The 14,020-nt window shown below is 59.9% G+C and carries 8 protein-coding genes; 6 read left to right on the top strand and 2 right to left on the bottom strand.

The window, feature by feature from the left end; translation table 11 throughout:
• Nucleotide 1: 1 nt before the first annotated feature.
• From ntrB to ACMYSP_RS22775, 5 genes are all read left to right on the top strand, one after another.
• Complete coding sequence (gene ntrB / locus ACMYSP_RS22755) at nt 2-886, top strand: nitrate ABC transporter permease (protein WP_434584300.1); 885 nt, start codon at nt 2-4, stop codon at nt 884-886.
• Nucleotides 887-896: 10 nt separating this feature from the next.
• On the top strand, nt 897-1,685 hold the full coding sequence (locus tag ACMYSP_RS22760) for an ABC transporter ATP-binding protein (protein ID WP_123754759.1): 789 nt from the start codon (nt 897-899) through the stop codon (nt 1,683-1,685).
• Nucleotides 1,686-1,694: 9 nt separating this feature from the next.
• Nucleotides 1,695-5,756, top strand: a complete 4,062-nt coding sequence (nirB, locus tag ACMYSP_RS22765) for a nitrite reductase large subunit NirB (protein ID WP_434584303.1) — start codon at nt 1,695-1,697, stop codon at nt 5,754-5,756.
• The gene (locus tag ACMYSP_RS22770; RefSeq protein ID WP_434584305.1) at nt 5,756-8,356 is read left to right on the top strand and encodes a nitrate reductase; all 2,601 of its coding nucleotides are present in this window, start codon (nt 5,756-5,758) and stop codon (nt 8,354-8,356) included. Before nirB ends, ACMYSP_RS22770 begins: the two co-directional genes overlap by 1 nt.
• A gap of 104 nt (nt 8,357-8,460) precedes the next feature.
• Nucleotides 8,461-9,837, top strand: a complete 1,377-nt coding sequence (locus ACMYSP_RS22775; protein WP_434584307.1) for a YchO/YchP family invasin — start codon at nt 8,461-8,463, stop codon at nt 9,835-9,837.
• Here ACMYSP_RS22775 and narL read toward each other — a convergent pair.
• Nucleotides 9,834-10,484 carry a two-component system response regulator NarL gene (gene narL, locus ACMYSP_RS22780; RefSeq protein WP_434584309.1) on the bottom strand — a complete coding sequence of 217 codons (651 nt, stop codon included), beginning with the start codon at nt 10,482-10,484 and terminating at the stop codon, nt 9,834-9,836. The genes ACMYSP_RS22775 and narL overlap by 4 nt on opposite strands.
• 10 nt (nt 10,485-10,494) lie before the next feature.
• Complete coding sequence (gene narX, locus ACMYSP_RS22785; protein WP_434584311.1) at nt 10,495-12,273, bottom strand: nitrate/nitrite two-component system sensor histidine kinase NarX; 1,779 nt, start codon at nt 12,271-12,273, stop codon at nt 10,495-10,497.
• Nucleotides 12,274-12,584: 311 nt separating this feature from the next.
• On the opposite strand from narX, the gene ACMYSP_RS22790 reads away from it, so the two are divergent.
• Nucleotides 12,585-13,976: a NarK family nitrate/nitrite MFS transporter gene (locus tag ACMYSP_RS22790; protein WP_434584312.1), complete on the top strand. Its 1,392-nt coding sequence runs from the start codon at nt 12,585-12,587 to the stop codon at nt 13,974-13,976.
• The last annotated feature ends 44 nt before the right edge of the window (nt 13,977-14,020 follow it).

Here is a 14,020-nt window from a genome sequence, read left to right on the forward strand (position 1 = left end):
AATGAAACACGCACACAAAACGCAACCGCCGGTCAGCGCCGAACACGCGCCGGGTGAAGTCATCGTTCTGCCGCCGGTACAGGTTCGGCGGACTACGCCACCGCTCAAACGCTGGCTGCGTGAAACCGTTCAGCGACTCCTGCCGCCGTTGCTGGGGCTGGGACTGTTGCTGCTGTGCTGGCAGCTGGCGGCGATCAACGGCAAAGGCTTCCCGACGCCGCTCAGCACCCTCGATTCCGCTCTGACGCTGTTTGCCGACCCGTTCTATCAGGACGGGCCGAACGATATGGGGATCGGCTGGAACGTGCTGGCGTCGCTGCAGCGAGTGGCGGTGGGGTTTGGCCTCGCGGCACTGGTGGGCATCCCGCTGGGCTTTTTGATCGGCCGCTCGCTGTTCTTTGCCCGCATGTTTAATCCGCTGATTGCGCTGCTGCGTCCGGTCAGCCCGCTGGCGTGGCTGCCTATCGGCCTGCTGCTGTTCCAGAAGGCTGAACCGGCTTCCAGCTGGACTATTTTCATCTGCTCGATCTGGCCGATGGTGATCAACACCGCCGAAGGGGTGCGCCGCATTCCGCAGGACTATCTCAACGTGGCCCGGGTTTTACAGCTTTCGGAGTGGACGGTGATGCGGCGCATTCTGTTTCCGGCGGTGCTGCCCGCGGTGCTGACCGGGGTGCGTCTGTCCATCGGCATTGCCTGGCTGGTGATCGTCGCTGCCGAAATGCTGACCGGTGGCCTCGGGATCGGCTTCTGGATCTGGAACGAATGGAACAACCTCAACGTGGAAAACATCATCATCGCCATCGTCATTATTGGTGTCGTCGGCCTGCTGCTTGAGCAGGGACTGATGCTGATCGCTCGCCGCTTCAGCTGGCAGGATAAATAGGAGAGTCGCTATGAAACCATTAATTCAGGTACAGGCCGTGAGCCAGCGTTTCAACACCGCCAGCGGCGAGTTTCTGGCATTGCAAAACGTCTCTTTTGATATCCACGAAGGGGAAACTGTCAGCCTGATCGGCCACTCCGGCTGCGGGAAGTCGACGCTGTTAAACCTCATCGCCGGCATTACCTCCCCCACGGAAGGCGGGCTGCTGTGCGATAACCGGGAAATCGCCGGACCGGGGCCGGAGCGCGCGGTGGTGTTCCAGAACCACTCGCTACTGCCGTGGCTGACCTGTTTTGACAACGTGGCGCTGGCGGTCGATCAGGTTTTCCGCCGCACCATGAGCAAAGCCGAACGTAAAGCGTGGATCGAACACAACCTCGAGCGGGTGCAGATGGGCCACGCCATGTACAAACGCCCGGGGGAGATCTCCGGCGGTATGAAGCAGCGGGTTGGTATTGCCAGGGCACTGGCGATGAAGCCAAAGGTGCTGCTGCTGGACGAGCCGTTTGGGGCGCTAGATGCCTTAACCCGCGCCCATCTGCAGGATGCGGTGATGCAGATCCAGCAGGCGCTGAATACCACCATCGTGATGATCACCCACGACGTCGATGAAGCGGTCCTGCTCTCCGATCGCGTAATGATGATGACCAACGGCCCGGCGGCGACGGTAGGGGAAATCCTCAATGTCGATCTACCGCGCCCGCGGAACCGGGTCCAGCTCGCCGACGACAGCCGCTACCACCATCTGCGCCAGCAGATCCTGCATTTCCTCTACGAAAAGCAGCCGAAAGCGGCGTAAGGGGCGGCCATGAAACGGCAACTGGTGATTATTGGCAACGGCATCGCGGCCACCCGACTGGCGCAAACGCTGGTGGCGCGGGGAGGCGGTAGATTTCAGATAACGATCATCGGCGACGAACCCTATCAGGCCTACAACCGTATCCAGCTGTCACCGGTTCTCGGCGGGGAAAAAACGCTAGAGCAAACGCAGCTGTTACCCGCGGAGTGGTATGCGCAGCACGGGGTGACGGTGTTGACCGGCGAGGCGGTACTGGCGGTGGATACCGAGGCGCGCACGCTGCGTACCACTCAGGGGGAATATGGCTGGGACGAACTGATTTTTGCCACCGGCTCGCAGGCCCTCATTCCGCCGTTGTCTGGAGTAGAGCTGCCGCATGTCTATCCGTTCCGCACGTTTGCCGACGTTAGCCGCATTCTGGCGAGCGGTGGCCCGGCGGTGGTCATCGGCGGCGGGGTGCTGGGCGTCGAGGCCGCAGCAGCGTTACGCCGCCATGGTGACAACGTCACTTTACTGCATCGCGGAGCGTGGCTGATGGAGCCACAAACCGATGCTTTCGCTGGCCAGCAGCTCCAGCAGCAGCTGACGGAACGCGGGATCGTCTGTGTCACCGGCTGTGCGATTGCCGCAATACGCGAGCATGAGGTGGTGCTGGAGGATGGCCGGGCCTTTGCGGCCAGCCGGGTGGTGCTGGCGACCGGGGTGCGCCCGAATATTGCGCTGGCGCAGCGTAGCGGGATGGCCTGTCGTCGCGGCATCGTCGTCGATCGCCAGCTGGCCACCGCGCTGCCGGGAATTAGCGCGCTCGGCGAATGCTGTGAAATTGACGGCGAAACCTGGGGGCTGGTGGCCCCCTGTCTGCGCCAGGCCGAAGTGCTGGCCGAGCGGCTCTGCGGCACACCGGGAGAGGACTTTACCTGGCAGGAGAGTGGTACTCGCCTGAAGGTTACCGGCATCGAACTGTTCAGCGCCGGCGACTTGCGGGCCGCGGAACAGGATCAACAGTGGACCAGTTGGGACCCGCTGGCCCGTCACTACCGGCGTCTGCTGGTTCGCGACGGCATCCTGCGCGGCGTTTTGCTGTTTGGCGACTGCCAGCACGCGGCGCCGCTGACCGCGCAGCTGGGCGCCAGCGCGCCAACTGACTGGCTTTTCGACCCTTCTTCAACGCAGCCGCGTGCTGCAGGACAGATCACCATGACAAAACCTGTTTTAGTTCTGATCGGCCACGGTATGGTCGGCCACCATTTCCTTGAGCAGTGCGTCAGCCGCAACCTGCATCAACAGTTTCGCATCGTGGTGTTTGGTGAAGAACGCTACGCCGCATACGACCGGGTGCATCTCTCGGAGTACTTTGCCGGACGCAGCGCGCAGTCGCTGTCGCTGGTGGAAGGGGATTTCTTCAACCAGTATGGCATTGAGCTACGGTTGTCTGAGCCGGTGGCAAGTATCGACCGTGAAGCGCGGCTGGTGCGCGATGCCAGCGGGCATGAAACCCACTGGGACAAACTGGTGCTGGCGACCGGTTCGTATCCTTTCGTCCCACCGGTGCCGGGCCACGACAGTGACGGTTGCTTTGTCTACCGAACGCTGGACGACCTCGACCGCATCGCTGCCTGTGCCAGTACCGCCAAACGCGGGGTGGTGATTGGCGGCGGCCTGCTGGGGCTGGAAGCCGCCAACGCCCTGAAGCAACTGGGACTGGAAACCCACGTTGTCGAGTTTGCGCCCAACCTGATGGCGGTGCAGCTCGACGGCCCAGGCGCGGCGATGCTGCGTGAGAAAATCACCGCCATTGGCGTTGGCGTCCACACCAGTAAGGCAACTCAGGCGATCGTGCGTCACGAGGATGGCCTGGTGTTGAATTTTGCCGATGGCGGGACGCTGTCCACCGATATGGTGGTGTTTTCGGCCGGGATCCGCCCGCAGGATTCGCTGGGGCGCCGCGGCGGCCTGACGGTGGGAGAGCGCGGAGGGATCTGCATCGATGACCAGTGCCGCACCTCAGACCCCGACGTGCTGGCGATTGGCGAGTGCGCCTTGTGGGATAACAAAATCTATGGGCTGGTGGCGCCAGGCTATCAAATGGCGCGAACCGCGGCGGCGCAGCTGGCCGGGGAAACGGCCAGCTTCAGCGGCGCGGATATGAGTACCAAACTGAAACTGTTAGGCATCGACGTGGCCTCTTTCGGCGACGCGCAGGGGCGTACGCCAGGTTGCCAAAGCTATCAATGGACCCATGGACCGGAGCAAATCTACAAGAAAATCGTGGTGAGCGAGGACGGAAAAACGCTGCTCGGGGGCGTGCTGGTGGGGGATGCCAGCGATTATGCCACCCTGTTGCAAATGATGCTAAACGCAATGGCGCTGCCCGCGCGCCCGGAAAGTCTGATTCTGCCGGCGCTGGAGGGCAGCGCCCCGAAAGCGCTGGGGGTGGCGGCGCTGCCGGACAGCGCGCAGATTTGCTCCTGCCACAATGTCAGCAAAGGCGATATCTGCCAGGCGGTGAACGACGGTGCGGGTGATATGGCGGCGCTGAAAAGCTGCACCAAAGCCGCCACCGGCTGCGGTGGCTGCAGCGCGCTGGTCAAACAGGTGATGGAGTACCAGCTCGCGACACAGGGCGTTGAAGTCAATAAAGATATCTGCGAACACTTCCCGTGGTCGCGCCAGGAGATTTATCACCTTGTGCGGGTCAACCATATCCGTACCTTTGAGCAGCTAATTAGCCGCTATGGGCAGGGACACGGCTGCGAAGTATGCAAACCGCTGGTGGCGTCGGTTCTGGCCTCGTGCTGGAACGAGTACCTGCTTAAACCGGCGCATTTGCCGCTGCAGGATACCAACGACCGTTACTTTGCCAATATTCAGAAAGACGGCACCTATTCGGTGGTGCCGCGGATGGCGGCGGGGGAAGTGACGCCGGATGGGCTGATTGCCATCGGCCAGATTGCCAAACGCTATCAACTGTACAGCAAAATTACCGGCGGCCAGCGTATTGACCTGTTCGGTGCCCGGCTGGAGTCGTTACCGGATATCTGGCGCGAGCTTGCGGACGCCGGATTTGAAACCGGGCACGCCTACGGCAAATCGTTGCGCACGGTAAAATCCTGCGTCGGCTCGACCTGGTGTCGCTATGGCGTGCAGGATTCGACGGGGCTGGCGGTTACCCTTGAACATCGCTACAAAGGGCTGCGCGCGCCGCATAAAATCAAAATGGCGGTCTCCGGCTGTACCCGGGAATGTGCCGAGGCGCAGGGGAAAGACATTGGGGTGATTGCCACTGAGAAAGGCTGGAATCTTTACGTTTGCGGCAACGGCGGCATGAAGCCGCGCCACGCCGACCTGTTTGCCAGCGATATCGACGACGCGACGCTGATCCGCACGGTGGATCGTCTGCTGATGTTCTATATCCGGACTGCCGACCGACTGCAGCGCACCAGTACCTGGATGGACAACCTTGAAGGTGGCGTCGACTACCTGCGGGAGGTGATCCTCAACGACAGCCTCGGCATCGGCGAAGAGCTGGAGCAGGAGATGGCGCGGGTGGTGGAGAGCTATCAGTGCGAGTGGCAGACCACCCTGAACGATCCGCAGCGGCTGGCGCTGTTCCGCTCTTACGTCAATAGCGAACAGCCGGATGAAGCGGTACAACGACACAGCTTACGTGGCCAACCGCAGCCGGTCGCCACGCCGATACACCGTGAAGGCGCGGCCTCGTCCCGCCCGTGGCAGGCTATTTGCGCGCTGGATGCGATCCCCGCCGAGGCCGGAATTGGCGCGCGGTTGGGAGAGCGGCAGATTGCGCTGTTCCGCTTCGGCGAGCAGGTTTATGCGCTCGATAATCTGGAACCCGGTAGCGATGCCAACGTCTTGTCGCGCGGTATCCTCGGCGATGCTGCGGGAGAACCAATTGTTATTTCGCCGCTGTATAAACAGCGTATTCGCTTGCGCGATGGCCGCTCGTGCGAGGGCGGTGAGCCAGCGGTTCGCGCCTGGCCGGTGAAGGTGGAAAACGGCACGGTGTGGGTTGGAAACCAGGTGCTGCTGGCCCGGGCGGAGGCGTCTTAATGGTGGAAACCCGAACCACGTGCCCCTATTGCGGGGTCGGCTGCGGCGTGCTGGTCGAGGTGGCGGAGAACGGCCAGCTCAAGGTGCGCGGCGATGAACAACATCCGGCTAACCTTGGGCGTCTGTGCGTCAAAGGTGCGGCGCTTGGCGAGACGACCGGTCTGGCAGGACGGCTGCTGACGCCGGAACTCGATGGTGAACCCGTTAGCTGGTCGCAGGCGCTGGAAGCGGCCGGAAGCCGTCTGCAGGAAATCATTGCGCAGCATGGTCCGCAGGCGGTGGCCTTTTATGCCTCGGGGCAGTTGCTCACCGAAGACTATTACGCGGCGAATAAACTGATGAAGGGATTTATCGGCGCCGCCAATATCGACACCAACTCTCGTCTGTGCATGTCCTCCGCGGTGACCGGCTATAAGCGTGCGTTTGGCGCCGATGTGGTGCCGTGCAGTTATGAGGATGTGGAGTGTAGCGATCTGGTGGTACTGGTTGGCTCGAATGCCGCCTGGGCTCATCCGGTCCTCTATCAGCGACTGGTGCAGGCGAAACGCGACAATCCGCAGATGAAAGTGGTGGTGATCGATCCGCGGCGCACCGCCACCTGCGATATTGCCGACAGCCACCTGGCGCTGGCCCCCGGCAGCGATGGCGGGCTGTTTGTCGGCCTGCTGAACGCCATTGCCGGGGCCGGCGAGCTAACGGGGGACTTTCGCGATCGGCCGCAGGCGCTGGCGGCAGCAGAAGCGTGGACGACGGCGAAAGTGGCCGCTTTTTGCGGGCTGGATGAGCAGCAGGTGGCGGCGTTTTACCACGATTTTATCACCGCACCGCGGGCGATTACCCTATACACCATGGGGATCAACCAGTCGGCCAGCGGCAGCGATAAGTGCAATGCCATTATTAACGCCCATCTGGCCAGCGGCAAATATGGCCGTGCGGGCTGCGGGCCATTTTCGCTGACCGGACAGCCAAACGCCATGGGCGGGCGCGAAGTGGGCGGGTTGGCGACCATGCTGGCGGCGCATATGAATTTTGAACCCGAGGATCTGCAGCGGCTGTCGCGCTTTTGGGGCACTGAACGGCTGGCGCAAACCCCGGGGCTGACGGCGGTGGATCTGTTTGCCGCGATCGGACGCGGCGAGGTGAAAGCCGTATGGATTATGGGAACCAACCCGGTGGTGTCGCTACCGGATAGCCATGCCGTCAGCCAGGCGCTGGCCGCTTGCCCGCTGGTGATGGTCTCCGATGTCACCGCCGGAACCGACACCGCGGCCTTCGCCCACATCCGCTTTCCGGCGCTGGCGTGGGGCGAAAAAAATGGCACCGTCACCAATTCGGAACGGCGCATTTCCCGGCAGCGCAGTTTTTTGCCGCCGCCGGGAGAAGCAAAAGCCGACTGGTGGATTATTTCCCGGGTCGCCGAACAACTGGGATATGGCGAGGCGTTTGCCTGGCACCATCCACATGATGTGTTCAGCGAGCATGCGGCGCTTTCGGGGTTTGAAAATAATGGCCAGCGGGCGTTTGATATTGGCGGGCTGGCGCAGCTGAGCCGTGAGGCGTGGGATGACCTGGCCCCGGTGCGCTGGCCGGTCAGCCAACACGCTAGCGATCTCAATATCCATCAGGGCTGGCATCGTGATGGCCGGTTGCGGATGGTACCGGTGACGCCACAGGGCACCCGGGCGGTAACCGACGCGTTCTATCCGCTGATCCTCAATAGCGGCCGTATCCGCGATCAGTGGCACACCATGACCCGTACCGGGAGCGTGCCGCGTCTGATGCAGCATATTGCCGAACCGCTGGTGGAAGTCGCCCCGACGGATGCCGTGCGCTTACAGCTGTACGATGGTGCACTGGCGCGGATCCGCTCGCGTCATGGCGTCATGGTGGCGAAAGTGAGCGTCAGCAACGGGCAGCGGCCTGGTTCACTGTTCGTCCCGATGCACTGGAATAACCAGTTTGCGCGCCATGGGCGGGTGAACAACCTGCTGGCAGCAGTGACTGACCCGTGGTCCGGTCAGCCGGAGAGCAAACAGGTGGCGGTGGCGATAGCCCCGTGGCAGCCGGCCTGGCAGGGGGAACTGTTTTGTCGCCAGCCGGTGTTGCTCCCGGCCTCGATACACTGGCGGCGCCGCGCTGCAATGGGCGTGAGCCATTTCTCGTTAGCCGGAGAAGAGAGCCCGCGCCGGTGGTTAACCGACTGGTGCCATCAGCAGGGGTGGCAGATGCAGATCGCCGATGCCGGTGCAGTCTGGAACCTGCTGGCCTGGCACGACGGGCAACTGATGCTCGGCTGGTGGAGCGATATCACTGAGCCGACGATCGACGTCGCGTGGATTGCCGACGCTTTTAACGTGCCATCGCCCGAACCGGCGTTGCGCCATGCGCTGCTTGGTGGCAAAAAAGGGGGGGATGTGCTGCCGCCGGGACGTATCGTTTGCAGCTGTTTTAGCGTGGGTGAGCGTGCCATCAACGAGGCGATTGCCAGTGGTTGCCGTACCCCCGGCGAGCTGGGTAAGGCACTGAAGTGCGGGACCAATTGCGGCTCCTGCATTCCGGAACTTAAAGCGCTGCTGGCGCTGGTGAAAACGCCGGCGTGAGATTCAGTATATTCCTGAAGTTGACCCCGAGGCTGCGGGGGGCGGCAAAAAACGGTAAACTTACCGTAGATGTCATTTATTAATGAGTTAACGTAATCCGTTCAATGTTGTTGTTGTACCGCGTGGCCCCACTCCTTGCGATACCCTTGCTGCTGGCAGGGGGCCCTGCCTGTGCTCTGCAAGAAAGCCAGCCGTTCAGCGCAAAACAGGCGGCATTGCCGGACCTGGGGATCGCTCCGCAGGTCGATGATGATGCCCGTCACTTTGCCGAAATGGCCAAAAAATTTGGTGAGGCCAGCATGAGCGATAATGGCCTGACAACCGGCGAGCAGGCGCGCGTGATGGCGATCGGTAAGCTGGGTAACGAGGTGAGCCATCAGCTGGAAAACTGGCTTTCGCCCTGGGGTAATGCCAACGTTGACTTGCTGGTGGATAAAGAAGGCCACTTTACCGGCAGTAAAGGCAGCTGGTTTATTCCGCTGCAGGATAACGGCGATTATCTGACCTGGAACCAGTATTCGGTAACCCAACGGGATAACGATCTGGTGGGTAACATCGGCCTGGGGCAGCGCTGGAGAAAAGGCGACTGGCTGCTGGGCTACAACTCTTTCTACGATAAAGTGTTGGGTGAAAGCATGGCGCGAGGCAGCGTCGGTGCTGAGGCGTGGGGTGAATACCTGCGCCTGTCGGCCAACTATTACCATCCTGTCGGCAGTTGGCAACGCAACGAAAGCCTGACTCAGGAGCAGCGCATGGCCAGCGGGTATGATGTGACCGCCCAGGCGCGCCTGCCGTTTTATCAACACATTAATACCAGCGTCAGCGTCGAGCAGTATTTTGGCGATAGCGTCGATCTGTTCCATTCCGGTACCGGCTACCATAACCCGGTGGCGGTCTCGGTGGGGCTAAACTACACGCCGGTGCCGCTGGTGACCATGACGGCAAAACATAAGCAGGGCGAGAACGGCATCAGCCAGAATAATGTGGGGCTGAATCTGAATTACCGCTTTGGCGTACCGCTCAAACAGCAACTGGCGGCCGATGAAGTGGCGGCCAGCCGGTCATTACGCGGCAGCCGTTACGACAGCCCGGAGCGTGATAATTTGCCGGTGGTGGAGTATCGACAGCGTAAATCGCTGACCGTCTATCTGGCGACGCCGCCGTGGGAACTGCACTCGGGAGAAACGGTGCAGCTGAAGCTGCAGATTCGCAGCCTGCATGGCATTAAGTCGCTGAAATGGCAGGGCGATACCCAACAGCTGAGCCTCACTGCGCCAGCTAACTCCAGCAGCACGGATGGCTGGAGCGTGATCCTGCCGGTATGGGACACGACGCCGGGGGCCGCAAACGTCTGGCATCTGTCGGTGGTAGTGGAAGATGGCGCGGGTCAGCGCGTCTCCTCCAATGAGATAGCGCTGGCGCTGACCGAGCCGCTGGTTAAGTTCTCGGCCGAGGGCATCTCCTGGCAGGAAACGCCTTAGAAAATCCGTTCCTGATGCACCCAGACCGCAGCTTCCACGCGGGATTTCAGCTTCATTTTCTTCAACATATGTTTCACGTGCACCTTCACGGTACTTTCGGTGATTTCCAGACGACGGGCGATCATTTTGTTCGGCAGCCCCTGGGCGATCAGCTTGAGAATATCGCGCTCGCGAGGCGTCAGCTGGTTGATATCGCGGTCTGATGTTGCACGGTTAGCGCGCAGACTGGCCGCCAGCACCGGGGTTAAGGCTTCGCTGAGCACCATTTCACCGGCCGCGGCCTGTTGCAACGCTTTAAGCAGGTCTTCGGGCTCCATATCTTTCAGCAGATAGCCGTCGGCTCCACGTTTTAACGCGGTAACCACGTCTTCTTCATGGTTGGAGACGCTGAAGACCACAATCCGTCCGGAGAGTGACTTTTCACGCAGCTTGTCGAGAGTCTCAAGGCCGTTCATGCCGGGCATGTTGAGATCCAGCAGGATCAGGTCAGGATCGAGGGTTTCCGCGAGGGCGATACCCTGTTCGCCGTTGCTGGCTTCGCCAATAACCTGAATATCGCTTGCCATGCTAACGAGTTGCTTCACGCCGGTGCGCAGCATCGGGTGATCATCAATGAGCAGAATGGTGGCCCGTTCCTGTTGACTCATAGGGTTCTCCTTATTGGATTGAAATCGATTTTTCCGGGATAAAGGTGACGACCACTTCGCTGCCGCCGCTTTCCCGACGACGCACCTGACAGTCTCCGCGCAAACTCTGGGCGCGATCCCGCATAATAATTAAGCCGTAATGGTTGCTCCGCTCTGCATGGTCAGGCACGCCGCAGCCATTGTCGGCGACCACCAGCCGTACCTGGTTATCGTTGAGCGATACGCTGACGGTCACTTCAGTCGCCTGGGCGTGTTTCAATGCATTGCTAAGCGCTTCACGGGCAATTTGCAGCAGGTGAATCGCCTGATGCGAGGGGACAAACCGCGGTGGAAGCTGGTAGTCCAGCTGCACCGTGAAACCGAAATGAGCACTGTATTCCTGACAGCTTGACTCCAGCGCCGGGCGCAGTCCCGGTTCCGTTAATTGTAGCCGGAAGGTAGTCAACAGCTCGCGCAGCTGTGCCCAGGAGGTATTCAGCTCGTTGCGGATCTGGCCCAGCAGCTGACGGCTCTCTTCCGGCAGGTTGTCGCCCTGCATCTGCAGACAGCTAACCTGCATCTTCATACAGGATAGCGACTGGGCGATAGAGTCATGCAGCTCGCGAGCAATGGTGGCGCGTTCTTCCATCACGATAAGCTGCTGCTGGTGTTCCTGGTGGCGGTCCAGCGCGAGGGTCGAGGTGAGCTGCTCGACCAGGGTATCGACCAGTTGCTGTTGATCGTGGCTCAGATGGCGGCCCACCGGCAGCGTGGCCAGCAGGATCCCGTATTGGTTATGGGCGTCCGACAGCCGCCATTTCAGCGTGGCGCCGGAATCCGGCAGCGGCGGCAGATCGCGCGGGCATAAATAGCAACCTTTATCGTCACACTGCAGATCGGAATGACAGGCAAACTCCTGATGATTGTCTTCATCTTCGAAATCATAGACCCGCACTTCGATATCGCGCAGCAGCGTCAGCCCCTGAAGGCCATTGAGTACCGGTGAAATTCGTTCGCAGAGCGGGGCACTGGAGTGCAGGCGGCGGTTTGCCTGCCACAAAAAGGCGAGGATTTCGTTTTTTTGCTCTAGTCCGGCGGTTTTTTCCTGCACCCGCCGTTCGAGGACGGAGTAGCTTTCCGCCAGCTCTGCCGACATATTGTTGAGAGCCGTGCCGAGGGTGGCCATCTCATCGCGACCCCTGATATTCACGCGCTGGGTAAAATCGCGATGGCTGACCGCCCGGGCCATCGCCAGCAGCTGTTTCCACGGGCGTAACAGCCGTGCCCGCAGCCAGACGATGGTAAATAAAAACAGCAGCGCCATGCCGAAAGCCATCCCCCGCTGCAGCCAGACCACGTAGCGGATACGCTGTTCGGTGGTGTGGTCAAACGAGGTAACCAGGTGGTCGATACGATCGACAAAGTTGGCAACATCGGTGGCGACGGTGGCCTGGTTTTTCGCGCGTTTCATGCCCGGCGCCAGTTCCATCTGCCAGTATTGCTGCAAGGCTTTAAGCTGGCGATCCTGCCCGTCTCTGAGGGCGGCATTTTGCAGCTCTTCGCTGAAAACGGTGGCGTTCATATCTTCCAGCAGCTTCTGGTCACCGTCGGTAAGCGGGACCGCCGCCAGCAGGCGATAGCTTTGCATCCTCAGCGAACCGGCTTTATTGATGGCGTGTGCGCTACCCTGCACGCCGTGCACCAGTCGGGCTGAGATCCCGATACCGGCAACACCGATCGCCGTCGATAGCAGCACGATTAACGCCAGTTGATTCACTAACGTAAGCGGGGTAAAAAGACGTTTTAACATAGAATGCGTGGCTCCTGACCGGCAAACCATCCGGGAGTGGCGGCTATTCTCAGCTATCTCATGGAGTATACCCATACCTATAAAGTATTACCCCTTAATTGTCGGTGATAGGTAGGTTTACGGCACAGCAGGAGATAAACCCAGCAGCCATGTGAAAAACCACACTTTTTTTGGCAGGAAAGACTACTCACTTCGGATGATAATTTTTTTTAAAGCAAAATGATGCCCACTTTTCCTTTGATTTATATCAACTTACCGCCCTTCGTAACCCCTAATGTAGCGGAAGAAAATCTAGATAATCAGAGGCATTTATGAGTCAATCTTCCCTCCCGGAGAAGGCCAGTTCTTCAGTTATCACCGACTGGCGTCCTGAAGATCCCGAGTTTTGGCAACAGCGAGGCCATCGTGTTGCGAGCCGAAATTTATGGATTTCCGTTCCTTGTCTGCTGCTGGCGTTTTGTGTATGGATGTTGTTCAGTGCGGTGGCGGTGAATCTGAATAAAGTTGGCTTCCAGTTTACCACTGACCAGTTATTTATGTTGACCGCGCTGCCGGCGTTGTCGGGGGCGTTATTGCGCGTGCCTTACGCTTTCATGGTGCCGCTGTTCGGTGGCCGTCGCTGGACCGCATTCAGTACCGGGATCATGATTGTCCCTTGCGTCTGGCTGGGCTTCGCGGTGCAGGATACCTCAACCCCGTTCAGTATCTTTGTGATCATCTCTCTGCTGTGCGGTTTCGCCGGGGCAAACTTTGCTTCCAGTATGGCTAACATCAGCTTCTTCTTCCCGAAACAGAAGCAGGGCGGCGCCCTTGGCCTGAATGGTGGCCTGGGTAACATGGGCGTCAGCGTGATGCAGTTGGTTGCTCCGCTGGTGATTTCGCTGTCGGTTTTTGCCGTGTTCGGCGGAACCGGTGCTCAACAGCCGGATGGCTCGGTTATGTACCTGGAAAATGCCGCCTGGATTTGGGTGCCGTTTTTGGTGGTACTGACGCTGGCGGCGTGGTTCTTTATGAACGATCTGTCCGCCTCAAAAGCTTCTCTTAGTGAACAGTTACCGGTACTTAAGCGTGGTCACCTGTGGATCATGGCGCTGTTGTATCTGGCAACCTTCGGTTCGTTTATCGGCTTTTCCGCAGGCTTCGCCATGCTGTCGAAAACCCAGTTCCCGGACGTGCAGATTTTGCACTTTGCTTTCTTCGGGCCGTTTATTGGCGCGCTGGCTCGCTCAATGGGCGGGGCGATCTCCGACCGTCTGGGCGGGACGCGCGTGACGCTGGTGAATTTCGTGGTGATGGCTATCTTCAGCGGTCTGCTGTTCCTGACGCTGCCTTCTCATGGTGAAGGCGGTAACTTCATTGCCTTCTTCGGCGTGTTTATGGTGTTGTTCCTGACCGCCGGTCTGGGGAGTGCATCCACCTTCCAGATGATTTCGTTAATCTTCCGTAAGATGACGATGACCCGCGTAAAAGCGCAGGGTGGGAGCGAAGAGCAGGCCATGCGTGAGGCGGCTACCGATACGGCAGCGGCGCTGGGCTTTATTTCCGCGATTGGCGCCATCGGCGGCTTCTTTATCCCGAAAGCATTTGGTATTTCGCTGGAGCTGACCGGTTCGCCGGCTGGCGCGATGAAGATCTTCTTCGTCTTCTACGTAGCCTGCGTGATCATCACCTGGGCAGTTTACGGCCGTAAGCAGAAGTCTTAAGCGGTATCGCCGTTTAACTCAGGGCGCAATGCAGATTGCGCCCT

The organism is Klebsiella sp. R390 (assembly GCF_051131745.1).
Lineage (GTDB): Bacteria > Pseudomonadota > Gammaproteobacteria > Enterobacterales > Enterobacteriaceae > Klebsiella.

Bases quoted from the DNA above. Each gene is read 5' to 3' on its own strand.
- ntrB (WP_434584300.1), top strand. From the start codon at position 2: ATGAAACACGCACACAAAACGCAACCGCCGGTCAGCGCCGAACACGCG.
- ACMYSP_RS22760 (WP_123754759.1), top strand. From the start codon at position 897: ATGAAACCATTAATTCAGGTACAGGCCGTGAGCCAGCGTTTCAACACC.
- nirB (WP_434584303.1), top strand. From the start codon at position 1,695: ATGAAACGGCAACTGGTGATTATTGGCAACGGCATCGCGGCCACCCGA.
- ACMYSP_RS22770 (WP_434584305.1), top strand. From the start codon at position 5,756: ATGGTGGAAACCCGAACCACGTGCCCCTATTGCGGGGTCGGCTGCGGC.
- ACMYSP_RS22775 (WP_434584307.1), top strand. From the start codon at position 8,461: ATGTTGTTGTTGTACCGCGTGGCCCCACTCCTTGCGATACCCTTGCTG.
- narL (WP_434584309.1), bottom strand. From the start codon at position 10,484: ATGAGTCAACAGGAACGGGCCACCATTCTGCTCATTGATGATCACCCG.
- narX (WP_434584311.1), bottom strand. From the start codon at position 12,273: ATGTTAAAACGTCTTTTTACCCCGCTTACGTTAGTGAATCAACTGGCG.
- ACMYSP_RS22790 (WP_434584312.1), top strand. From the start codon at position 12,585: ATGAGTCAATCTTCCCTCCCGGAGAAGGCCAGTTCTTCAGTTATCACC.